This is a genomic window from Burkholderia sp. B21-005, assembly GCF_020843965.1.
Taxonomy (GTDB): Bacteria; Pseudomonadota; Gammaproteobacteria; order Burkholderiales; family Burkholderiaceae; genus Burkholderia; species Burkholderia ambifaria.
In genome coordinates, this window is sequence record NZ_CP086301.1 from 2,961,519 (window position 1) to 2,984,485 (window position 22,967).

Below are 22,967 nucleotides of genomic sequence, written 5' to 3' on the forward strand. Positions count from 1 at the left end.
TGCGCCGGCACTCCACACCGCCGCTAGCGCTCGCCCGCGGCCGGCACCAGCGACTTCAGCTTCACCCCCGCATCCGCGACCGCGGCCGGGCTCACGCCGATCCCGCGCTCGACCAGCAGGCGCGCGACACGCATCTCCTTCACGAATCCCGACGCACGGCCGAAGCCGCTCGCCGCGACGAGCCGCTCGCCCGCATCGAAGTGGAAATGGATTTCCGCGTCGTCGCCGAGCACGCGCGCGACCGTCCGCTCGCCGAGCGCGGGCTCGCCGGCGACCTGCAGCTGGGCGTCGTATTGATCGGACCAGAACCACGGCAGCTCGCGATACGGTTCGTCGGCGCCGAGCATATTGCGGGCGGCGACGCGCGCCTGCGTTTCGGCGCCGTGCCAGGTTTCCTGACGCACGAGCCGCCCTGACGCCGCGCTCGGGAACACCGCGACATCGCCGGCCGCATAGATGCCGCGCGCCGATGTCTCGAGCCGCGCGTTCACGACGATCCCGCGCTCGACGACGAGGCCCGCGTCGCGCGCCAGCTCGTCGGCCGGTTCGATCCCGATGCCGGCGACCACCGTATCGGCGATCAGCGTGTCGCCGTCGTCGAGCACGACGGCCAGCGTGCCGTCCGCCATCCGCTCGATCGCGACGGGCCGGCGGTTCAGGACGATCGACACGCCCCGCTGCACATGCAGCGCCTGCACGCGTGCCGCGATCGGCTCCGGCACCGCGCGCCCGAGCAGGCGCGGCGCCGCATCGAGCACGCTCACGCGCGCGCCGCGCGAGCGCGCCGACGCCGCGACCTCGAGGCCGATGAAGCCGCCGCCGATCAGCACGATCCGCGCATCGGGCACGAGCCGCGCGCCGAGCACCGCCGCATCGTCGAGCGTGCGCAATGCGAATACGCCGTCGAGTTGCGCACCCGGAATCGCGAGGCGGCGCGCGCGGCCGCCGGTCGCGAGCAGCAGTGCGTCGTAGGCGAAGCCGCGGCCGCCCGATACGTGTACCTCGCGCGCAACCGGATCGATCCGCTCGACCGTCGCGACGAGCGGATCGATGCCGTCCGCGCGCCACGCCTCCGGATCGCGCAGCCCGCATTGCGCCGCGCTGCGCTCGCCGGTCAGCCCCCCCTTCGACAACGGCGGCCGCTCGTACGGCAGGTGCGCCTCCGCGCCGATCAGCACGATGCGCCCGCGCCAGCCGCCCTCGCGCAGCACCTGCGCCGCTCGGCCGCCCGCATGTCCCGCGCCGACGATCGCCATCACCCGGTCGTTCGCCATCGCGTCACACCTCGATCAGGATGCGGCCGTCCTCGACCTTCGCGCGGTAGGTGCGCAGTTTTTCGCAGGCCGGCGCCGACAGCGCGCGGCCGTCGCGCACGTCGAAGCGCCCGTTGTGCTTCGGACATTCGATCACGTGGTCGATCACCAGCCCGTCCGCGAGATGCACGTGCTCGTGCGTGCACAGCCCGTCGCTCGCATACACGTTCCCGTCGATCCGGTAGATCGCGTACGTGCGGCCGTCGTGGTCGAAGCGGGCGACGTCCTCGTCGTCGATATCGTCGAGGGCGCCGGTGTCGATCCATTGCGTCATGATGCGTGTCTCCTTCGTTGGAATCTTCGATGCCGGTCACGCACGCGCGGCGTCCGGCACCGGCCGCACGACGTGATGGGACGGGTCGCGCGTCTGCCGGACGAGCGCCGGCACGATCTCCGCATACGCGGCCAGCGTGCTGGGGTACGGCGGCGGCATGTCGGCCTTCACGGCGTCGTGCAGCTTCGGCAGCGCGTGGAACGGCACCATCGGGAACATGTGGTGTTCGACGTGGTAGTTCATGTTCCAGTACAGGAAGCGGAACACCGGATTCATCATCACGGTCCGGCAGTTGCGCCGGTGATCGAGCACGTTCTCGGGCATGCCCGCGTGCTGCGTGAGGCCGAAGTACAGGTACAGCCACGCGCCGTAGAGGCTCGGCAACCCGATGTAGAGCAGCGGCAGGATCGTGTGCCAGTACAGCGCCGCGGCGATCACGACGGCATAAACGGTCAGATGAATCCGCGCTTCGCGCACGACCTTCGGCCACTCCGATTCGGGCACGTAGGTGCGCTCCGCGTCGTCGAGCCGGCCGGCGAACGCGAGCACGACCATCTTGCGCAGCTCGCTCGCCACATGCTTGAGCGCAATCACGTTCAGCGCGAGCCCGAGCCAGTCGGTCGGCTTCGGTGCGGCGATCTCCGGATCGCGCCCGACGACGAGCGTGTCGGTGTGATGGCGCGCGTGGCTCCAGCGCCATACCGTCGCGCGGCGGAACACCTGGAACGACGCGACCTGGTACAGCACGTCGTTCATCCAGCGCGTGCGGAACGCGGTGCCGTGCCCGCACTCGTGCCAGCGCGAGTCGGCCGGGCTGCAGTAGAGCGTGCCGTACACGAAGAACGCGGGAATCGCCCACGCGGAATGCGCACGCCATGCGAGCCACGCGAGCACGCCGCTCGCGACGATCGCCGCGTACCAGATCAGCGTGTCGCGGATCGCATGCGCATCGTCGCGCTGCATCAGCTGCTTCAGCAGCGGCCGCGGCACCGGGCACCGGTACCACTCGGCGTTGACGAGCCCCGCCGCCTGCGCGCGCTCGCCGGCGCCGCCGATCATTCGGTATTCCTGACGGCGCGCCGCCGCGCTGCGATCGTGCGCCTGGTCGTCCGTATGGGCCACGCGTGTCTCCTGGTTTATTCGTTCGCGGGAAGCGCGGCGAGCGCTTCGTCATGCATTCAAAATTAGGCGACGGCCCTGGCCCGCTCAATCGAAACGTTGACGAAATTTCGCCATCGCTTTAGCGTTCCGGACAGCGCCACGCATCGATGGCGACGACCCACATGGAGACGACCATGACCGACCCGTCCGGTCCGCGCTGGCGCAAGCGCACCGCGCGCTTCGACGAGATCGCGGCACTCGCCGGGGTCAGCACGACCACCGTCGACCGCGTGCTGAACGAGCGCGGCAGCGTGTCCGCGCAGGCGCGCGAACGCGTGGTGGCGGCCGCGCGCCAGCTCGGCGTGCCGCGCCAGTTGCCCGACACGCGGCACGGGCTGCTCCACGTCGACGTCCTGCTGCCGGACACCGACGCACCGTTCTTCCGGCGGCTGCAGCAGGCGCTGCAACGCTCGCTCCAGATGCTCGACCGGCGCGTGGTCGTGCACCGGACCATCCTGCCCGCCGCGGACGACGAACGCGCCGCCGCGCTGATCGAGCGGCCCGCCTATCGGCGCGCGGCGCTGATCGTCACGGCACGCGACACGCCGCGCGTGCGCGATGCGCTGGCCGGCGCGATCGCGCGCGGCGAAACCGTCGTCACGATGGTCACCGACATCGGCGGCGGCGCGCGCGTGCACTACGCGGGCATCGACAACTATCGCGCCGGGCGCACCGCCGGCTACTACATCGGCCGCCTCGCGGCGCGCCCCGGCCGCGTGCTGTTACTGGGCGGACGCATGGGCTATCGCGCGCACGCCGACCGGATGGCCGGCTGCGTCGACCAGCTGAAGGAGGCGTTCGCCGCCCTCGCCTGCGACGATGCGCCGGTCGAAACGCTCGACCAGGACGACCGCTGCTACCGCGCGGTCACGAACGCGCTGCACACGTACGACGATATCGTCGGGATCTACAACAGCGGCGCCGGCTCGGCCGGCATCGAGGCGGCGCTGCGCAAGGCGGGAGCGGCCGGACGCGTCGTCTGGGTCGGGCACGAGATGATCGACCTGCACCGCACCTACATCGAGGCCGGCTCGATGGACATCGCGATCGACCAGGATCCGGACGGCCAGGCGATCTCCGCGCTGCAGCATGTGCTGCATGCGTGCGGCATCGTCGACCAGCCGCCGCCGGGCGACCCGGTCGAATTCCGCGTGTTCTGCTCGGCCAACGTGCGCACCAGCGCGTATCTGCAGACCTGACGCCGCGTCGCGCGTCGCGCGCAGGCGCGGCGCGAAAAAATCGACCGCCGCATTGGCGATTTTTCGTCAACGTTTGTCATGCGGCGCGCGCGGCATGTCCGTACATTTGGCAGCCATCCAGGGACCAGGACGGACGGGAGACGATGGCTGAAGCGATCCTCATCGGCGTGAACCTCGACGGCGTGCTCGAACACGACGGCCTGCCGCTGCCCACACCCGCCGAGCGGTTCCGGATGATCGCCGGCGCCGGCGTGTTCGACTATGTCGAAAAGAACCCCGTGCGCGGCGAGGATCTCGCGCCGTACTTCGCGCTGGTCGACCGGCATGCGCTGCCGATTCGCGTGATCGGCGGCATCTGGTGCGCCGGCCGCGACGAAACGCACGTCGACGCGATCATCGACGCCGGCGCGCGGTTCGGCAGCACGGTGCTCAACTGCCAGCTGTACGCTCATCATGCGGACGGTCATCCGTTGTCGGACCGCGAAGTCGCCGCCTTCTACCTGCGCGCGTACGAACGCGGCGAGCCGGTCGGCTGCCTGCCGAGCCTCGAAGTGCACGTCGACATGTGGAGCGAGGATTTCCGGCGGGTCGCGCGCGTCGCGCAATGCGTCGAGCAGGCCGGCGCGCCGTTCAGGATCACGCTCGACCATTCGCATCTGCTGTTCAAGATCGGCAATCGCGGCGAACTCGACGCGTCGGGCCTGCACGAGCCGGCCGGCAGCGCGCGCCACTTGCTCGACCCGGCGTCGCCGTCGGCCGTCTACGCCGACTGGACCGCACGCGGCTGGGTCCGGCACGCGCATGCGCGCAGCGTGATCCCGAACAATCCGGCGAACCGCTGGATGCGCCGCGCGGACGGCCGGCCCGGCCGCGGAATCCAGTACCCGTTCGTCGAACCGGCGCCCGGCGCCTATCACGGCGATTGGCATGCGGCGGCGCTCGACACGTGGAAGACGGCGCTTCGGCAGTTGCTGCAGTGGCAGGTCCAAACACGACCGACACGGCTCGGGCAGATCAGCTGCGAGTTCATCCCGTTTCCGGACTACGGCGGCGGCGCCCGCTATTCGATCTTCGACAACAACGTCGCGTGCGCGCAGTGGCTGCGCGCCACGTGGCACGCGCTTGCCGCGCAGCCGCCGGACACGCCGGCCGGCGGCAGCGCGCGCAGCTTCACCTGATTCGCCCGCCCCACCCGAGACCTGAGGACCGAACGATGACGCAACCAGCATTCCATTTTTCGCTGAACCGGATGAGCGCGCCGCGCCTGCCGCTCGACCGCTATGTCGCACTGTGCCGGCGGCTCGGCGTCGACTCGATCGAGATCCGCAATGATCTCGACGGCGTCGAGATCACCGACGGCACGCCGGCGTCGGCCGTGCGCGCGACGGCCGAGGCCGGCGGCGTGACGATCCTGACGATCAACGCGCTGCAGCGCTTCGAGCAATGGAATGCCGAGCGCGCGGACGAAGCAACCGTGCTCGCCGACTACGCCGCGCAATGCGGCGCACGCGCACTGGTGCTGTGCCCGACCAACAGCCGCGCCGACACCCGCGACGCCGACACGCGCCACGCGGATCTCGTGAAGGCGCTGAACGCGCTCAAGCCGATCCTCGCTGCACGCGGCCTCCTCGGCTTCATCGAGCCGCTCGGCTTCGAGGAATGCGCGCTGCGCCGCAAGTCGGACGCGGTGAAGGGCATCTACGCCGCGGCGGGCGAACAGGTATTCCGCCTCGTGCACGACACGTTCCACCATCACCTGTCGGGCGAGGACATCTTCTTCCCGAACCTGACGGGCCTCGTGCACATCTCGGGTGTCGAGGAAAGCGACCTGCCGGTCGACCGGATGCGCGACGGCCATCGCGTGCTGGTCGGCATGGCCGACCGGCTCGGCAACGTCCGGCAACTGCGCGAGCTGCTCGCGCGCGGCTATCGCGGCGCGTTCTCGTTCGAGCCGTTCGCGAACGAGATCGCCGAAGCGGATGACATCGAACAGCGGCTGCGCGCCAGCATCGATTACCTCCGCGGCGAGCTCGCGGCTCGCTGAGCGTCGCGGCGACGCACGGTCCGTCCGGCCACGCGCCGATGTTCGCGCTCGGCGGCGCGTACAGCCTGTCGAAGCGCAGGTGCGCAACGCGAGCGGCTCGAATTTCTCGGCCGCGAACAACAACCCCGGCATGGACAACGACAACCTCGCGAATCCGCTGCCGGGCCGTTCGCGGACCGGCGCGAACATCGGCATCAACCATTCGTTCTGACGCCGCGCGCTGTCGGAACCCAACGGAGTCAACAGGAGAACGGCATGATCGAATTCGCTTTGTTCGGTGCGGGAAGAATCGGGAAGATCCACGCGGCGAATCTGGCGCGCCACCCGGGCGCGAAACTCAAGTACGTGGTCGATCGGCATGCGCCGTCGGCCGATACGCTTGCGCACACGCACGGCGCGCAGGTCGCCGACATCGAACGCGCGCTCGGCGACACGTCCGTGCAGGCCGTCGTGATTGCATCGAGCACCGATACGCACGCGGACCTGATCGTCGCGGCGGCGAACGCGGGCAAGGCCGTGTTCTGCGAGAAGCCGGTCGATCTGAGCGTCGCACGTTCGCGCGAATGCGCGGAGGTCGTGCGCCGCCGCGGCGTCACCTGCATGCTCGGCTTCCAGCGCCGCTTCGACCCGACCTTCGCCGCGCTGAAGGCGCGCGTCGAGCGCGGCGACATCGGCGCGCCGGAAATGCTGGTCGTCACGAGCCGCGACCCCGGCGCGCCGCCCGTCGACTACATCCGCAGCTCGGGCGGCATCTTCAAGGACATGCTGATCCACGACTTCGACGTGTTCCGCTGGATCCTCGGCGACGAAGCGCAGACGCTGCATGCGACCGGCAGCTGCCTGACCGATCCGGCCGTGGGCGACGCCGGCGACCTCGATTCGACCGCCGTGACGATCCGCACGCGGCGCGGCCTGCTGTGCCAGATCAATACGTCGCGCCGCGCGGCGTACGGCTACGACCAGCGCTTCGAGCTGCTCGGCAGCACAGGCATGCTGCAGGCCGGCAACGTGCGGCCGACCGAAGTGACCGCGTGGTCGGCGAACGGCATCGCCACCGATGTGCCGGAGCCGTTCTTCCTCGAGCGCTACCGGCACGCCTACGCGGCCGAAATCGCGCACTTCGTCGATGCACTGCGCGATGGCACGCCGGTCAGGACGACGATCGACGACGGGCTCGCCGCGCTCGAGCTGGCGGAGGCCGCGATGAAGTCGTGGCAGACGGGGCGCGTGATCGAGGTGTGACGCGCGCGCCGCCGCCGTGCGGCGATACCGGGCCGGATCCGGTACGCCGGCTCGGCCCGACCGCGCACGCGGCTCGCCGAACGGTGCGCGGCACGGCCGCGAAAGCACGTATCATGGCGGCATGATCGGCGTCGCCGACACCCGCCTTTTCACCACCATGCTCGATCACCTTATCTGCGACTGCGACGGCGTGCTCGTCGACAGCGAAGTCATTGCCGACCGCGTGCTGTTCGAAACGCTGTCCGCCACCTTCCCCCACCTCGATTTCGAAGACGCCGCGAAGTCCGCGTTCGGCCAGCAGACGTCGCGCTTTCTCGCCGGGCTCGAAGCACATTTCGGGATCCGGATGCCGGATGACTTCATCGAGACCATCGAGCGCAACATCGAGACCGGTCTCGCGCAATCGCTCGCGCCGATCACCGGCGTGCGCGACGCGCTGCTGAAGGTCAGCCTGCCGGCCGCGGTGGTATCGAACAGCCGGCTCGTGCGCGTGCGCAGCTCGCTGAAGCGCGCGTCGCTCACCGAAATCTTCGGCGATCGCGTGTTCAGCTCCGAGCAGGTCGCGCGGCCGAAGCCCTACCCCGACGTCTACCTGCATGCGGCGCACACGCTCGGCGTCGCACCGGAGCGCTGCATCGTCGTCGAGGACAGCGTGTCGGGCCTGAACGCCGCGCGCACGGCGGGCATGAAGACGATCGCGTTCGTCGGCGCGAGCCACATCCCCGACAACTACGCGGACGCGCTGCGCGCGATGGGCATCACGCGGATCATGCGCAGGATGGATGAACTGCCGGCGCTCGTCGCGGCCGGCCTGCGCGGCGAATTCGGCGACGTGCAGTCCTGACGGACGGCCACGCCGCAGCGACAGGACCGGCGCGCGGCGCGATTCGCACGCCGTACCGCGGGCGCATCGGCGCGCCCGCCACACCGGCTGTCAGGCCGGTTCGCAGCAGCGCTCGCGCACGGCCGCCAGCGCCTCGCGGAATTCGACCAGCTCCGCGATCGTCAGCATCGGCAGCCCGTGCTGCTGCGCGAAACGCTCGACGTCGTCACCGCGCGTCATCGTGCCGTCCGGATTCATCAGCTCGCACAGCACGCCGGCCGGCTTCAGACCCGCGAGGATCGACAGGTCGACCGTCCCTTCGGTGTGACCGCGGCGCGCCAGCACGCCGCCCGGTTGCGCACGCAACGGAAACACGTGGCCGGGGCGCACGATGTCGTACGGCTTCGCGTCGTCGGCGATCGCCGCGCGAATCGTCGTCACGCGGTCGGCCGCGGACACGCCGGTATGCACGCCTTCGCGTGCCTCGATCGATACAGTGAACGCGGTACCGTTGCGGCTTTCGTTGGTCTGCACCATCGGCGGCAACTCGAGCGCGCGGACCTTGTCGTCGGTCAGGCACAGGCACACGATGCCGCTGCACTCGCGGATCAGGAGCGCCATCGTCTCGGGCGTGATGCGCTCGGCGGCGACGATCAGGTCGGCCTCGTTTTCCCGGTCGTGATCGTCCTGCAACACGACCGCGCGGCCCGCGCGCAACGCGTCGAGCGCGGCGGCGATGCGCTGCGGCACTGGTTCGGAGTCGAGCAACGGGAGATCGGCAAAGGCGTCGGCGGGTGCCGACGAAACGGACATGAAGGACATGTGAAACGCTCCTCGCAATTTCGATTTGGGCGAAAAACGTTTCAGGGCATTGCAAACAGACAGAACGACAACCCGCCTCGCACGCACGGCAAAGCGGCCCTGACGGACATGACTATCTGCACATCTTCTCTCATCCGGACTATGACCGTCGGCTCTGGCATTCGACCAGATCTGCTGACCCCGCGCGGATGCGCGGGCGCTCGCGGGCTCGCCGGCTTTCGCCAGCCTACCGCCGGTGGGGAATTTCGCCCCGCCCTGAAGACGCACTGATTACCGGCCGGGAACTGCCCCGGAACCGGCGGGCCAAGCATACCTCAGCTGCGCGCACCGCGCAGCCAACCACACCTAAAACCTTACTGACGACTCCGTCTAACGGCATCGTCCGAACGGCCGACGCCAAGCCGACGCCAGGCCGGCGCAGCCGTCCCGAACGAAACCGGCGCCGGTCCGACCCGGCAACCCGCACGCGCTCAGCCGGCCGCGTGCGCGGCGTCGGGCACGAGCCAGCGCGGCGGCACTTCGGGGCTCACCGTCACGCGGAACGCGCGCGCCTCGCTGTCGCCCGGGTTGCGCAGGCTGTACGGCTGGTCGGCGTCGAACACGATCGCGTCGCCGGTCGCGAGCAACTGGCGGCGATCGTGCACGCTGACTTCGAGCGTGCCCTCGCTGACGACCAGGTTGACCGTCGTGCCGGGCGCGCGGCGCGTGCCGGGCTCCGTGTGCAGCGGCGCGATCCGCAGCTCGTGGAATTCGGCCGCGGCCGGTTCGCCCTCCGGATACAGCGCACGCGCCGAGAAACGGCCGCTCGAGCTGACGACGCGCGCCGCGCGCTCCGCCGCCAGATGCTCGAAGCCGTTCACCGCGTGGCGGCGCAGGAAGGCGGCGACCGACACCTTCAGCGCCGCGGCGATCTTGCAGAGCACCTTGATCGACGGCACGCTGCGTGCGGATTCGATCTGCGCGAGCATCGCGCGCGATACGCCGGACAGACGCGCAAGCGCATCGAGCGACAACTGCCGCTCGGCGCGCAAGCGCGCGAGGTTCACGCCGACGACCTGCTCGAGGACGTCGAGCGACGCGGACGTCCGCGCACCGGCGGCCTCGCCGGACTCGAAGGAAGACACGTCGCGCACCAGCGCCAGGGATGAAGACATAGCATGGCCTCCGGGCCGCCGTGCGGCCCTGCGAATGGGGTGAGCCGGAATCGGGTTGCGCCACGAACGGCGCGTATCGAGACGCTATCACCCGGCCGTGCCCCGGCAAACGAAGTTATCTTCACACCGTTATCAGCATCGCGGAGGAATGTGTTCCTCGCGAACGTTTTCCCGTCGCCATGGCGTCGGCGCAGCGCCGCTCAATGCGCGGCCGGCGCCGCGCCGCGCGCCGGCGCGCGCGCATCGAGCCGCATCGCGAACCACGTGACGACGAGCGCTGCGAACGTCACCGCCACGGCGACCCACGGCAGCGCATCGAGCGCGAAGCCGTGCTGCAGCGCCAGTCCGCCGAGCCACGCACCGCCCGCATTGCCGACGTTGAATGCGCCGATGTTCAGCGTCGACGCCAGATGCGGCGCGCTCGCGGCCTTCTCGACGACGCGCGCCTGCAGCGGCGGCACCGTCGCGAACGCGGCGATCCCCCACACGAACACCGTCGCCGCGGCCGCGACCGGCAGGTGGCTCGTCTTCGCGAACACGGCCATCACCGCCATCAGCGCGACCAGGATCGCGATCAGCGACGGCATCAGCGCGCGGTCGGCAAGCTTGCCGCCGAGCATGTTGCCGACCGTCAGGCCGGCGCCGAACAGCACGAGGATCAGCGCGACCGCCCGTGGCGAATAGCCGGTGACGGTTTCGAGAATCGGCGCGATGTACGTGAACACGACGAACACGCCGCCGAAGCCAAGCACGGTCATCAGCAGCGCGAGCCAGACCTGCGGCTCCTTCAGCACGCGCACTTCGTGGCCGAGGCCGACGGGCCCGCCGTCATGACGGTTCGGCACCAGCAGCGCGACGCCGCCGAGCGACAGCACGCCGAGCGCGGCGACGATCCAGAACGACGCGCGCCAGCCGAGCAGCTGGCCGACGAACGTGCCGAACGGCACGCCGAGCACGTTCGACAGCGTGAGGCCCGTGAACATCAGCGCGATCGCGCTCGCGCGCTTGTCGGCCGGCACGAGCGACGCGGCGACCACCGCGCCGATCCCGAAGAACGAGCCGTGCGCGAACGACGTGACGACGCGCGCGACCATCAGCATCGCGTAGCCGGACGCGGTCGCGCACAGCACGTTGCCGACGATGAAGATCGCCATCAGCAGCAGCAACGCGGCCTTGCGCGGCATGCGGCTCGTCAGCACCGCGAGCAGCGGCGCACCGACCGCGACGCCGAGCGCGTAGCCCGTGACGAGCAGGCCGGCCGACGGCAGCGACACGGCGAGGTCGCGCGCGACTTCAGGCAGGAGCCCCATGATGATGAATTCGGTGGTGCCGATGGCGAAGGCGCTGATCGCGAGCGCCAGTAACGGGATGGGCATGACGTTCTCCGGAAGGCGGCGGACGCGGCGCCCGGTCGGTGCCGCACCGCACAAAAAGCGGGATGTGCGCGCATTGTCCCGAATACGCCTATCTTTGATAATTGGCGTGGCATTTGAACCATTTTCAAAAGATTCTGGAAAATCCAATGGATCGACTGGGCGACATCCGGCTGTTCGTCGAGGCGGCGGAACTGGGCAGCCTGTCCGCGGCCGGGCGCAAGCTGAACCTCACGCCGGCCGCCGCGAGCGCGCGCCTCGCGAAACTCGAGGCAAAGGTCGCGACGCGACTGTTCGAGCGCTCCACCAGGCAGCTGCGGCTCACCGACGAAGGCCGGCTCTACCTGAACTGCTGCCGGCAGGCGCTGCAGGCGCTCGACGACGCGCACGCGCTGCTGCAGGAAGGCCGCAACGTGGTGGCCGGCAAGGTGCGGCTGTCGTCGACGTCCGATTTCGGCCGCAACCAGCTGCTCGACTGGCTCGACGAATTCACCACGCTGCATCCGGGCGTCACGTTCTCGCTGACGGCGTCCGATTCGGCGTCGAACCTGTGGCAGGACGAAATCGACCTCGCGATCCGCTTCGCCGCGCCGCCCGACGGCGCGTTGATCGCGCGCCGGCTCGCCGCGAACCGGCGCGTGCTGTGCGCGGCGCCGTCGTTCGTCGAGCGCCACGGCGTGCCGGCCGATCCGCACGATCTGGCCCGCTTTCCCTGCAACGTGATCACGATCGCGTCGGGCCCGATGAACACATGGCGCTTCACGCGCGGCGACGAAGTACAGACTCACACGGTGCCGGTGTCGACCGCGTTCGAGACCAACGACGGCGGCCTCACCCGCGAATGGACGCTGCGCGGCCACGGCATCGCGCTGAAGTCGCTGTGGGACATCGCCGACGACGTGCGCGCCGGCCGGCTGCGCGTGCTGCTGCCTGACTGGCGGCACCAGGACGCGCCGCTGCACGCGATCTATCACAGCAAGCGCTACATGGCGCCGCGCGTGCGCGTGCTGCTCGACTTCCTCGCCGAACGCTTCGCGCGCGAGGAAGCGGCGCTCGACGATCTGCTCAACGCGTGCCGCTGACGCTGACACTGACACTCGCCGCGCCGCCATATCGGGGTCGGAGCGCGGCGAATGGCGTCGCGCGACTGCAACCCGCCAGCCGCCCGGGACGGCGCGTAAAGCTATAATGGAAGGCTTGCCCGACGGCTTTTCACGAGTTCACGACAGGCTCGCTCGACGCGCACCGCGCGCCCCGGTCCGCCACGCGGCGCCGGCACGAGCCGCTGCACCGCTGCAGCCGTCCCGATACACCCTTGACGACGCCCCCAGGTCAACCACTGCGAACGGCGAATCCCCATGACGAAAAAAGTTTACGTAAAGACCTTCGGCTGCCAGATGAACGAGTACGACTCGGACAAGATGGTGGACGTGCTCAATGCGGCCGAAGGCCTCGAAAAGACCGATACCCCGGAAGACGCGGACATCATCCTGTTCAACACGTGCTCGGTGCGTGAGAAGGCGCAGGAAAAGGTGTTCTCCGACCTCGGCCGCGTGCGCGAGCTGAAGGAAGCGAAGCCGGGCCTGCTGATCGGCGTCGGCGGCTGCGTCGCCAGCCAGGAAGGCGCGTCGATCGTGTCGCGCGCACCGTACGTCGACCTCGTGTTCGGCCCGCAGACGCTGCACCGCCTGCCGCAGATGATCGACCAGCGCCGCGCGAGCGGCCGTGCGCAGGTCGACATCTCGTTCCCCGAGATCGAGAAGTTCGACCACCTGCCGCCCGCGCGCGTCGAGGGGCCGAGCGCGTTCGTGTCGATCATGGAAGGCTGTTCGAAGTACTGCAGCTACTGCGTCGTGCCGTACACGCGCGGCGACGAAGTGTCGCGCCCGCTCGACGACGTGCTGACCGAAGTGGCCGGCCTCGCCGACCAGGGCGTGCGCGAAGTCACGCTGCTCGGCCAGAACGTGAACGCGTACCGCGGCGCGCTGACGGCCGGCTCGACGGAAATCGCCGATTTCGCGACGCTGATCGAATACGTCGCCGACATCCCCGGCATCGAGCGGATCCGCTACACGACGTCGCACCCGAAGGAATTCACGCAGCGCCTGATCGACACCTACGCGAAGGTGCCGAAGCTCGTGAGCCACCTGCACCTGCCGGTCCAGCACGGCTCCGACCGCATCCTGATGGCGATGAAGCGCGGCTACACGGTGCTCGAATACAAGTCGGTGATCCGCAAGCTGCGCGCGATCCGCCCGGACCTGTCGCTGTCGACCGACATGATCGTCGGCTTCCCCGGCGAGACCGAGGAGGATTTCGACAAGATGATGGCGCTCGTGCACGAGATGAGCTACGACACCAGCTTCTCGTTCATCTACAGCCCGCGCCCCGGCACGCCGGCCGCGAACCTGCACGACGACACGCCGCGCGAGGTCAAGCTCAAACGCCTGCAACATCTGCAGGCGACCATCGAGGAAAACGTCGCGCGCATCAGCCTGTCGATGGTCGGGAAGGTCGAGCGGATCCTCGTCGAGGGCCCGTCGCGCAAGGATCCGAACGAACTGTCGGGCCGCACCGAGAACAACCGGGTCGTGAATTTCCCGGCGCCGCTCGCGTCGCACCCGCGCCTGATCGGCCAGATGATCGACGTGAAGATCAACCATGCGTACCCGCATTCGCTGCGCGGCGAGCTGCTGCTCGTGAGCGACGACGCGAGCGCGGCCACCCACTGACCGACTGACGCTCAACAGGAGCCCGACGCTACTTTGAAGACCGTCCAAGCACTGGAATTCACCGCGCCGCGCGAAGACAACGCGCGCCTCGCCAACCTCTGCGGCCCGCTCGACGAGAACCTGCGGCAGATCGAACAGGCGCTCGACGTCACGCTCGCGCGGCGCGGCCACCGGATCACGATTCGCGGGCGCGGCGCGAAGCTCGCGCTCGCGGCGCTCGAGAACTTCTACAACCGCTCGCGCGATCCGCTGTCGGTCGACGATATCCAGCTCGCGCTGGTCGAAGTGCGTCACACCACCGGCAACGGCCGCCAGGACACGCTCGACGTGCGCTTTCGCGGCGACCCGGACCATCCGTTCGACGAACCGGCCATCCAGCTCGACGACGCTGGGCCCGACGAGGAACCTGGGCCGAAGCTGTACACGCGGCGCGCCGACCTGCGCGGCCGCACGCCCGCGCAGCGCGAGTACCTGAAGCAGATCCTGTCGCACGACGTGACGTTCGGCATCGGGCCGGCCGGCACCGGCAAGACCTACCTCGCGGTCGCATGCGCGGTCGACGCGCTCGAGCGCGACCAGGTCAAGCGGATCGTGCTGACGCGCCCGGCCGTCGAGGCCGGCGAGCGGCTCGGCTTCCTGCCGGGCGATCTCGCGCAGAAGGTCGACCCGTACCTGCGGCCGCTGTACGACGCGCTGTACGACCTGCTCGGCTTCGACAAGACCGCGAAGATGTTCGAGCGCCAGATGATCGAGATCGCGCCGCTCGCGTACATGCGCGGCCGCACGCTGAACCACGCGTTCATCATCCTCGACGAGGCGCAGAACACGACGCCCGAGCAGATGAAGATGTTCCTCACGCGGATCGGCTTCGGCTCGAAGGCCGTCGTTACCGGCGACACGAGCCAGGTCGACCTGCCGCGCGGGCACAAGAGCGGCCTCGTCGAGGCGCAGCAAGTGCTCGGCGGCGTGCGCGGCATCGCGCTCACGCGCTTCACGAGCGTGGACGTCGTGCGTCATCCGCTCGTCGCACGCATCGTCGAGGCGTACGACGACTTCCACGCACAGCACAAGGACGCGTGACGCACGGGCGGCGCCCGCGCGCCGCACCGGCACACGGCCCGGCCCGGCCCGCCCGACGGCGCGCCGGGCTTTTTTTCGCCCGCGCGCGGCCGGTCCGAATTCGGGAGCGATCGGCCGTTTGGTGTATCCTCAACGCGTTCCAATCGCCGCACCCGTCATGAAATCTTCCCGTTCTCGCAAGTCCGGGCGCGACCAGTCCGCCGCGCCCGATTCCCCCCGTCTTTCGCTGTTCGATGCGAAGGGCAAGGCCAGAACCGTCGACGCGCAGGGGCTGCGAATCGACTTCCCGGACGGCCGCAGCCTGATGTTCGACCTGTCGGGCAGCTCGGGCGACGCAGCCGTCGCGATCGTCGCGCAGCACAACGATCCGGCGATGCGCGCGAAGCTCGCACTGCAGCCCGAGCATTACGACAGCGTGACCCTGCACGTCGGTGCCGAGCCCGCGCCGCGCGATGAGGAAATCGCGGAAATGGCGGATGAGCCGCGCGAGCTCGAGCTCGACCTGTCCGTGCAGTACGGCGACGAAATCACCGGCGACGTCCGCAAGGCTTGCCCCAAGCGCAAGCTGATCGCCGAATGGATCGAGCCTGCGCTGTTCGCGAGCGCGCAGCTCACCGTGCGCTTCGTCGGCGAGGAAGAAGGCCGCACGCTGAACGACGGCTACCGCCACAAGGACTACCCGACCAACGTGCTGACCTTCGCGTACGATCCGGCGCCCGACGGCACCGTGATCGGCGACCTCGTGCTGTGCTGCCCGGTCGTCGAGAAGGAAGCGCACGAACAGGGCAAGCCGCTCGCGGCCCACTACGCGCACCTGCTGGTGCACGGCGCGCTGCACGCGCAGGGCTACGATCACGAGACGAGTGAAGAAGACGCCGCCGAAATGGAAGCGCTCGAAGTCGCCATCCTCGCGAAGCTGGGCTTCCCGAACCCGTACCAGTAAGAGCCGTCCGCGCCATGCGCCACGCCGCAATGCTGCCGCCTGTCTACCCGCCGTCGATCGGCGAGGGACGGCTGCTGACGCAAGACGAGCTCGCGGCGTCGCTCGCGCACACGATGCGCGACTGGGACGGCCAGCAGGATCTCTGGCTGTTCGGCTATGGCTCGCTGATCTGGAACCCCGGGCTGCCGACCGTCGCCGCCGTGCGCGGCAAGGTACACGGCTACCATCGCGGGCTCTACCTGTGGTCGCGCGTGAACCGCGGCACGCCCGAACGTCCGGGCCTCGTGCTCGCGCTCGATCGCGGCGGCTCGTGCTCGGGCATCGCATTCCGGCTCGCGGGCCCGACCGCGCAGCCGCATCTCGAGACGTTGTGGAAACGCGAGATGCCGATGGGCTCGTACCGGCCCGCGTGGCTGCCGTGCTCGCTCGAGACCGGCGAACGCGTGAACGCGCTGGCCTTCGTGATGCGCCGCGACGCGCCGACCTACACGGGCAAGCTGACCGACCCCGTCGTGAAGGAGGTGTTCGGCTGCGCGGCCGGCCGCTACGGCACGACGCTCGACTACGTGAGCCGCACCGTGGAAGCGCTGCGCGCGAGCGGCATCCCCGATCGCGCGCTCGAAGGGCTGCTCGCGCGATGCCGGTGACGTTCGACAGGCCGGCTCGCGCCACGCCTATGCATGCGAAAGGAGGCCCCGCGGGAGGCCCCGCGCCCATGAAACCGTCACGCAGATCGCGCTATGCGCTGGCCGCGCTGCTCGTCGCCGCGAGTGTCGCGTTGTCCGGCTGCGGCATCCTGGGCTGCGGCGGCGCCGCGACCAACGGCGCGGCGGGCGGTGGCTGTTCGGCCGGCATGCGCTTCTGAATTTCCGGGCCCGCCCGCGCCGGCCCGGCCGCCCCGACCCGCGACGAAATGCCGCCGGCACCGACCGACCGGCCGGTCGCCGTTGCGCCCCGCTTTTTTGCCGCCGCTGCCCCGACGCCTCGTTCTGAGATAGGATGGATACGAAGGACGGCGGCGCCCGGCGCGGCCGTTCCCGAGCGGGGCTTGCGCGCGCCGCCTGCTCCCGGCCGGACGGCCGGGGTGACACGGCCGCGCCATGCCCTTGGTGTATCCTTGCCTACTCCGTGACCGCGCGCCCCGGCATGACCCGGGCGCACCACCATGAACGATTCGTATCCCAGTCGTAAGCTCACCGACAAACCGCAAGAAAAGCGCTCGCTGCTCGAGCGCCTGACCGACTTCATCTCGCCCGAGCCGGAATCCCGGACCGAGCTGCTGGAAATCCTCCAGGACGCCCACGAACGCAACCTGATCGACGCCGATTCGCTGTCGATGATCGAAGGCGTGTTCCAGGTGTCCGACCTGTGCGCCCGCGACATCATGGTGCCGCGCGCGCAGATGGATGCGATCAACATCGCCGACAAGCCTGAAGACTTCATCCCGTTCGTCCTCGAGAAAGCGCACTCGCGCTACCCCGTGTTCGAGGAGAACCGCGACAACGTGATCGGCGTGCTGCTCGCGAAAGACCTGCTGCGCTTCTATGCCGAAGAAGAATTCGACGTGCGCGGGATGCTGCGCCCCGCCGTGTTCATTCCCGAATCGAAGCGCCTGAACGTGCTGCTGCACGACTTCCGCGTGAACCGCAATCACCTCGCGATCGTCGTCGACGAATACGGCGGCGTCGCGGGCCTGATCACGATCGAGGACGTGCTCGAACAGATCGTCGGCGACATCGAGGACGAATACGACTTCGACGAAGAGGCCGGCAACATCATCTCGGGGCCGGATGGCCGCTACCGCGTGCGCGCGCTCACCGAGATCGAACAGTTCAACGAATCGTTCGGCACCGACTTCCCCGACGACGAGGTCGACACGATCGGCGGGCTGATCACCCATTATTTCGGCCGCGTGCCGCACCGCGGCGAGAAGCTGCAGCTCGGCAACCTCGTGTTCGAGATCCAGCGCGGCGATGCGCGCCAGGTCCACGTGCTGCTGGTGCGCCGCAACCCGCACGCGAGCCGCCGCGCCGAAACCTCGCACGAAGACTGACCGTCTCGCGCCGGCCGCGTCTCCTTCAACCGCTCGCCCCCTTTCGCTTCACATGGACGATCCGATTCCGTCCCGCCCGGCTGGCGGCCTTCTCGCGCCGGCGCCCGGCCGCGCGCTGCCGCGCTGGCACTATCCGGCCGCGCTGCTCGCCGGCGCGGCCAATACGCTCGCCTTCGCACCGACCCCGCACGGCGGCTGGCTGCAGCTCGTCGTATTCGTCTGGTTTTTCGCGCAGCTGACGCGCACGTCGAGCTGGCGCGGCGCCGCGCTCACCGGCGGCGCGTTCGGCTTCGGCAACTTCATCACCGGCATCTGGTGGCTCTACATCAGCATGCACGTGTACGGCGAGATGGCCGCGCCGCTCGCGGGTGGCGCGCTGGTGCTGTTCTCGCTGTACCTGTCGCTGTACCCGGCGTTCTCGGCCGGGCTGTGGTCGTTCTGCGCGGGCCATGCGTGGCATCGCCGCGAAGCCGACCCGCGGCCGTTCTCTCCGACCTGGCACGGCGCGTTCGCGTTCGCGAGCGCATGGGCGCTCGGCGAATGGCTGCGCGGCACCGTGTTGACCGGCTTTCCGTGGCTCGCGAGCGGCTATCCGCAGGTCGACGGCCCGTTCGCGGGCTTCGCGCCGGTGGTCGGCGTGTACGGCATCGGCTGGGTGCTCGCGCTGTTCGCCGCGCTGGTCGTGCAGGCGCTCGTCGCCGCGCGCCGGTCGCCCGCCGCTGAACGCGCCGGCGGCAACGCAAGCATCCGCATCGCCGCGCCGGCCGGCGTCGCCGTCGCGCTCGTCGCGGCCGGCATCGGGCTGTCGCAGGCCACGTGGACCGTGCCAGCGAACGCGCCGCTCAGCGTGCGGCTGCTGCAGGGCAACGTGAAGCAGGACATCAAGTTCGAGCAGGAGGGCATCGACGCGGCGATCAGGATGTACCAGCAGATGATCGTCGAAAAGCCCGCCGACCTGATCGTCACGCCGGAGACCGCGATCGCGGTGATGATCCAGGAGCTGCCCGAGCCGTTCGCCGTCGCGATCCGCAAGTTCAGCGACACGACGGGCACGGCCGTGCTGTTCGGCGCGGTCGGCGCGTCGGTGACGCCGGAGGGCCGTTACGTCGACTACACGAACAGCCTGTACGGCGTGACGCCGCATTCGCGCGACATCTATCACTACGACAAGCACCATCTCGTGCCCTTCGGCGAATTCATCCCATGGGGCTTCCGGTGGTTCGTCGACCTGATGAAGATGCCGCTCGGCGACTTCGCGCGCGGCGCGCCGGTGCAGAAGCCGTTCCTCGTGCACAACCAGCCGGTGATGGCCGACATCTGCTACGAGGACTTGTTCGGCGAGGAAATCGCCGCGACGATCCGCGACAACCCGCAGCCGCCCGGCGTGCTCGTCAACGTGACGAACCTCGCGTGGTTCGGCGACACGATCGCGCTCGACCAGCATCTGCAGATCGCGCGGATGCGCGCGCTCGAGACGGGCCGGCCGATGCTGCGCTCGACCAATACCGGGATGACGGCCGCGATCGACGCGCACGGCCGCGTGCTCGGCCAGCTGAAACCCTTCACGATCGGCTCGCTCGACGTGCGGATCGAAGGCACGAGCGGCTTCACGCCGTACGTGACGAGCGGCAACAACGTCGTGCTCGCGGTATCGCTGGTGCTGCTCGCATTCGGCTTCACGTTCGGGCCGGCCCTGCGCCGCCGCAACGGCTCGACGGCCGGCGACGACCCCAACGTGTGACGCAGCGGCCGGCCGCTCAGGCCAGCCGCTTCGCATCCGCGGCCAGGCCGCGCAGATCCCGCCCGAGCGCTTCCATCACCGGCGCCCATGCGCCGAACGTCGGCTGCCGGTACAGCGTGGCGGTCGGATACCACGGGCTGTCGGTGCGTTCGAGCAGCCACGGCCAGTGCGGATTCACGTCGAGCAGCACCCAGGTGCGCGCGCCCAGTGCGCCCGCCAGATGCGCGACCGACGTGCACACCGTGATCACCAGATCCAGCGCGCCGATGAACGCGGCCGTATCGTCGAAACTCTTCAGTTCGGCCGTGCGGTCGTCGATCGCGAAACCCGCCGCGCGCGCCGCGGCGACATCCGCGTCCGCGCCCGGCTGCAGCGAATGGAACGTGACGCCGTCGATACCGCGAAACGCATCGGCGTAGCGATCGAGCCCGACGCGCCGGAACGGGTTGCGCTGGTGTCCCGGACTGCCCGTCCAGACGAGCCCGACCTTCAACCGGCCATCGCCCGCGAGCCGCGCGCGCCACGCGTCGCGCGCGTGGCGGTCGGCATGCAGGTACGGCACCGACTCGCCGAGCGTCGACGTCTCCATCCCGAGCATCAGCGGCAGCCCGATCAACGGCACTTCGTAGTCGAAGGCAGGCAGTTCGTCGACGCTGCCGCCCGCGCTGAACGCGTCCGCGTGCGCACCGAGGCTGCGCTGCATCAGCGTGCCCACCTGCGGAAACGTGTTCCACGCGAGCCGGCCGCCCTCACGGTGCACGCGCTCGGCGAGCGGCGCGACGAAGCGCGCGAACTGCAGCACGTCGCCGAGCCCCTGCTCGCCCCACACGAGCAGCGTCTTGCCCGCGAGCGGCTCGCCCTGCCAGCGCGGGCCCGGCAGCGCCGGCCGGCGGCCGCGCAGCTCGCCCGCGCCGTCCCAGCGCGCCTCGTGGCCGCGCCAGCCGGCCGCGTAGTTACCGCGCACGAGTTGAATGATCGCGAGGTTGAAACGGAACGACGCGTCGTCGGGCGCCAGTTCGCACGCACGCGCCGCGTAGCGCTCGGCGTCGTCCCAGCGCTGCGCTTCCTTCATCGCCATCGCGATGTTGTTCAGCGCGAGCGCATTGTCGGGCGCGATCTGCGCGAGCTGGGCCGCACACGCGAGCGCGCCGTCGAGGTCCTGTGCCGCGAGCCGCGCGACGACCAGGTTGATCCATGCCTGCACGTCGTGCGGATCGGCCTCCACGGCCGCGTCGAGCAGCGCGATTTCCTCGTTGCGGTCGCCGCCCGACAGCCGCAGTGCGATCGCGAGGTTGTTGCGCAGCGACGGCCAGCGCGGAGCGAGCGCATAGGCGGCGCGATACGGCGCCACGGCCTCGGCGTGACGGCCGAGCATCTGCAGCACGTAGCCGTGATTGAAACGGGCACCGGCGCCCGGATGCACGCGTACCGCGCATTCGGCCAGCGCGAGCGCGTCGGCCGTGCGCTGTCGCGCGACGAGCGCCGACGTGAGCTGCGCGAGCGCGGCCATGTCGACCGCGTGCAGATGGCCGGCGGCGGCAAGCCACAGCGCGTGCGCATCGTGCTCGCCGCGCGCGTGCGCGTCGGCGGCCTGCCCGAGCAGTGCGAGCAGCGGCGGGATCAGCGGAATGAGGAGGTCGTTCGAATCGTCCATGCGGTCCGGAGTGGGCAATCGGTCACGCGGCAGGCGTCGCGCGCGCCGCAATACGCGCATCTTAACGCCCGCGCAAAGCGGTGCGGCAGCCGACGCGACACGCGCATCGCGACGCCGCAGGCGCGAGCGCGCCGCGCGCGCCGGCACCCCGCGCACAAGCCGCGCACGGGTCGCCGGAACACCGCCGACGGCCCCTTCGTCCGCGTTCCGGCCGCATCCGGTCGCCGATCCGGTAAAATTGCACGTTTCAGCACACTAACAAGCCGCGCCGCCGCGCGAGCCGACCCTCCGGGCCCCGCCCGGAGCGCCGTTCGCAACGGAGCGCCAGCGCCACGAAGGCTCTTCATGCTTACGTTTCAGCAAATCATCCTGACGCTGCAGTCCTACTGGGACAAGCAGGGTTGCGCTCTGCTCCAGCCCATCGACATGGAAGTCGGCGCGGGTACGTCGCACGTCCACACGTTCCTGCGCGCGATCGGCCCCGAGCCGTGGCGCGCCGCCTACGTGCAGCCGTCGCGCCGCCCGAAGGACGGTCGCTACGGCGAGAACCCGAACCGCCTGCAGCATTACTACCAGTACCAGGTCGTGCTCAAGCCGGCGCCGGAAAACATCCTCGACCTGTACCTCGGCTCGCTGGAAGCGCTCGGCTTCGACCTGAAGCAGAACGACGTGCGCTTCGTCGAGGACGACTGGGAGAACCCGACGCTCGGCGCGTGGGGCCTCGGCTGGGAAGTGTGGCTGAACGGGATGGAAGTCACGCAGTTCACGTATTTCCAGGAAGTCGGCGGCCTCGAATGCAAGCCGGTGCTCGGCGAAATCACGTATGGCCTCGAGCGCCTCGCGATGTACCTGCAGAAGGTCGAGAACGTGTACGACCTGGTCTGGACCGAGTGGGAAGAGCATGGCCCGAACGGCCCCGAGCTGCGCCGCCTGTCATACGGCGACGTCTACCACCAGAACGAGGTCGAGCAGTCGACCTACAACTTCGAGCACGCGAACGTCGACCTGCTGTTCACGTTCTTCAACAGCTACGAAGCGGAAGCGAAGAAGATGATCGACGCGCAGCTCGCGCTGCCCGCGTACGAACTCGTGCTGAAGGCCGGCCACACGTTCAACCTGCTCGATGCGCGCGGCGCGATCTCGGTCACCGAACGCGCGGCCTACATCGGCCGCATCCGCGCGCTGTCGCGTCTCGTCGCGCAGGCTTACTACGACTCGCGCGAGAAGCTCGGCTTCCCGATGCTCGGCAACCCGCCGGGCGTGCCGGGCCTCACCACCGACGCCCAGGACGCCGCGCAACCGGCATGGGCGCCGCCGCTCAAGGTCGAACGCAAGATCGATCAGGACTGACGAGACGAG

General features: G+C 69.5%; 22 protein-coding genes and 1 riboswitch. Of the genes, 15 read left to right on the forward strand and 7 right to left on the reverse strand.

Features of this window, described 5'->3' with window-relative positions:
* Positions 1 to 23 precede the first annotated feature (23 nt).
* From LMA02_RS13805 to LMA02_RS13815, 3 genes are read right to left on the reverse strand one after another with little or no spacing between them, the layout of a single operon-like run.
* The gene (locus tag LMA02_RS13805; RefSeq protein ID WP_228905607.1) at positions 24 to 1,274 is read right to left on the reverse strand and encodes an NAD(P)/FAD-dependent oxidoreductase; all 1,251 of its coding nucleotides are present in this window, start codon (positions 1,272 to 1,274) and stop codon (positions 24 to 26) included.
* A gap of 4 nt (positions 1,275 to 1,278) precedes the next feature.
* Entirely contained in the window at positions 1,279 to 1,587 is a 309-nt protein-coding gene (locus tag LMA02_RS13810) for a non-heme iron oxygenase ferredoxin subunit (RefSeq protein ID WP_011657860.1), read from the reverse strand.
* A gap of 36 nt (positions 1,588 to 1,623) precedes the next feature.
* The gene (locus tag LMA02_RS13815) at positions 1,624 to 2,709 is read right to left on the reverse strand and encodes a fatty acid desaturase family protein (RefSeq protein ID WP_416378651.1); all 1,086 of its coding nucleotides are present in this window, start codon (positions 2,707 to 2,709) and stop codon (positions 1,624 to 1,626) included.
* A gap of 173 nt (positions 2,710 to 2,882) precedes the next feature.
* Between LMA02_RS13815 and LMA02_RS13820 the strand changes: the two genes are divergently transcribed.
* The 6 genes from LMA02_RS13820 to LMA02_RS13840 all read left to right on the forward strand — a co-directional run bounded on the left by LMA02_RS13820 (position 2,883) and on the right by LMA02_RS13840 (position 8,077).
* The gene (locus tag LMA02_RS13820; protein WP_175656329.1) at positions 2,883 to 3,947 is read left to right on the forward strand and encodes a LacI family DNA-binding transcriptional regulator; all 1,065 of its coding nucleotides are present in this window, start codon (positions 2,883 to 2,885) and stop codon (positions 3,945 to 3,947) included.
* A gap of 143 nt (positions 3,948 to 4,090) precedes the next feature.
* Positions 4,091 to 5,125, forward strand: a complete 1,035-nt coding sequence (locus tag LMA02_RS13825) for a xylose isomerase (RefSeq protein WP_228905608.1) — start codon at positions 4,091 to 4,093, stop codon at positions 5,123 to 5,125.
* Positions 5,126 to 5,160: 35 nt separating this feature from the next.
* On the forward strand, positions 5,161 to 5,991 hold the full coding sequence (locus LMA02_RS13830; RefSeq protein WP_228905610.1) for a TIM barrel protein: 831 nt from the start codon (positions 5,161 to 5,163) through the stop codon (positions 5,989 to 5,991).
* Positions 5,992 to 6,070: 79 nt separating this feature from the next.
* Complete coding sequence (locus tag LMA02_RS35265; RefSeq protein ID WP_267478967.1) at positions 6,071 to 6,202, forward strand: hypothetical protein; 132 nt, start codon at positions 6,071 to 6,073, stop codon at positions 6,200 to 6,202.
* A 44-nt stretch (positions 6,203 to 6,246) separates the two neighbouring features.
* Positions 6,247 to 7,233 carry an inositol 2-dehydrogenase gene (iolG, locus tag LMA02_RS13835; RefSeq protein ID WP_228905613.1) on the forward strand — a complete coding sequence of 329 codons (987 nt, stop codon included), beginning with the start codon at positions 6,247 to 6,249 and terminating at the stop codon, positions 7,231 to 7,233.
* 157 nt (positions 7,234 to 7,390) lie between these two features.
* Positions 7,391 to 8,077: an HAD family hydrolase gene (locus LMA02_RS13840; protein WP_228905619.1), complete on the forward strand. Its 687-nt coding sequence runs from the start codon at positions 7,391 to 7,393 to the stop codon at positions 8,075 to 8,077.
* 90 nt (positions 8,078 to 8,167) lie between these two features.
* On the opposite strand, the gene ribB is transcribed toward LMA02_RS13840, so the two are convergent.
* From ribB to LMA02_RS13855, 3 genes are all read right to left on the reverse strand, one after another.
* Positions 8,168 to 8,878, reverse strand: a complete 711-nt coding sequence (gene ribB / locus LMA02_RS13845) for a 3,4-dihydroxy-2-butanone-4-phosphate synthase (protein ID WP_228905620.1) — start codon at positions 8,876 to 8,878, stop codon at positions 8,168 to 8,170.
* A 118-nt stretch (positions 8,879 to 8,996) separates the two neighbouring features.
* Positions 8,997 to 9,145, reverse strand: a riboswitch (FMN riboswitch).
* A gap of 203 nt (positions 9,146 to 9,348) precedes the next feature.
* Positions 9,349 to 10,032, reverse strand: a complete 684-nt coding sequence (locus tag LMA02_RS13850) for a helix-turn-helix domain-containing protein (RefSeq protein WP_166725413.1) — start codon at positions 10,030 to 10,032, stop codon at positions 9,349 to 9,351.
* Positions 10,033 to 10,232: 200 nt separating this feature from the next.
* Positions 10,233 to 11,408, reverse strand: coding sequence for an MFS transporter (locus LMA02_RS13855; protein ID WP_228905621.1), 1,176 nt, complete (start codon positions 11,406 to 11,408; stop codon positions 10,233 to 10,235).
* Positions 11,409 to 11,554: 146 nt separating this feature from the next.
* Here LMA02_RS13855 and LMA02_RS13860 point away from each other — a divergent pair, with 146 nt between their 5' ends.
* The 8 genes from LMA02_RS13860 to lnt all read left to right on the forward strand — a co-directional run bounded on the left by LMA02_RS13860 (position 11,555) and on the right by lnt (position 19,954).
* Positions 11,555 to 12,487: a LysR family transcriptional regulator gene (locus tag LMA02_RS13860; RefSeq protein ID WP_044846801.1), complete on the forward strand. Its 933-nt coding sequence runs from the start codon at positions 11,555 to 11,557 to the stop codon at positions 12,485 to 12,487.
* Positions 12,488 to 12,763: 276 nt separating this feature from the next.
* Positions 12,764 to 14,137, forward strand: a complete 1,374-nt coding sequence (gene miaB, locus LMA02_RS13865; protein WP_228905622.1) for a tRNA (N6-isopentenyl adenosine(37)-C2)-methylthiotransferase MiaB — start codon at positions 12,764 to 12,766, stop codon at positions 14,135 to 14,137.
* 33 nt (positions 14,138 to 14,170) lie between these two features.
* Positions 14,171 to 15,217 (forward strand): PhoH family protein, encoded by a 1,047-nt coding sequence (locus tag LMA02_RS13870; protein ID WP_006751293.1) that lies wholly within the window; start codon positions 14,171 to 14,173, stop codon positions 15,215 to 15,217.
* A 157-nt stretch (positions 15,218 to 15,374) separates the two neighbouring features.
* On the forward strand, positions 15,375 to 16,160 hold the full coding sequence (ybeY, locus tag LMA02_RS13875; RefSeq protein WP_166725416.1) for an rRNA maturation RNase YbeY: 786 nt from the start codon (positions 15,375 to 15,377) through the stop codon (positions 16,158 to 16,160).
* A 14-nt stretch (positions 16,161 to 16,174) separates the two neighbouring features.
* The gene (locus LMA02_RS13880; RefSeq protein WP_006755525.1) at positions 16,175 to 16,807 is read left to right on the forward strand and encodes a gamma-glutamylcyclotransferase; all 633 of its coding nucleotides are present in this window, start codon (positions 16,175 to 16,177) and stop codon (positions 16,805 to 16,807) included.
* A gap of 68 nt (positions 16,808 to 16,875) precedes the next feature.
* Positions 16,876 to 17,025, forward strand: a complete 150-nt coding sequence (locus LMA02_RS13885; RefSeq protein WP_228905623.1) for a hypothetical protein — start codon at positions 16,876 to 16,878, stop codon at positions 17,023 to 17,025.
* A gap of 300 nt (positions 17,026 to 17,325) precedes the next feature.
* Positions 17,326 to 18,213 (forward strand): HlyC/CorC family transporter, encoded by an 888-nt coding sequence (locus LMA02_RS13890; RefSeq protein WP_228905624.1) that lies wholly within the window; start codon positions 17,326 to 17,328, stop codon positions 18,211 to 18,213.
* Positions 18,214 to 18,265: 52 nt separating this feature from the next.
* The gene (gene lnt, locus LMA02_RS13895) at positions 18,266 to 19,954 is read left to right on the forward strand and encodes an apolipoprotein N-acyltransferase (RefSeq protein WP_228905626.1); all 1,689 of its coding nucleotides are present in this window, start codon (positions 18,266 to 18,268) and stop codon (positions 19,952 to 19,954) included.
* Positions 19,955 to 19,970: 16 nt separating this feature from the next.
* Here lnt and LMA02_RS13900 read toward each other — a convergent pair whose 3' ends face one another.
* Positions 19,971 to 21,608, reverse strand: a complete 1,638-nt coding sequence (locus LMA02_RS13900) for a tetratricopeptide repeat protein (protein WP_228905627.1) — start codon at positions 21,606 to 21,608, stop codon at positions 19,971 to 19,973.
* Positions 21,609 to 21,953: 345 nt separating this feature from the next.
* Here LMA02_RS13900 and glyQ point away from each other — a divergent pair, with 345 nt between their 5' ends.
* Positions 21,954 to 22,958: a glycine--tRNA ligase subunit alpha gene (gene glyQ / locus LMA02_RS13905; protein ID WP_228905629.1), complete on the forward strand. Its 1,005-nt coding sequence runs from the start codon at positions 21,954 to 21,956 to the stop codon at positions 22,956 to 22,958.
* Positions 22,959 to 22,967 lie beyond the last annotated feature (9 nt).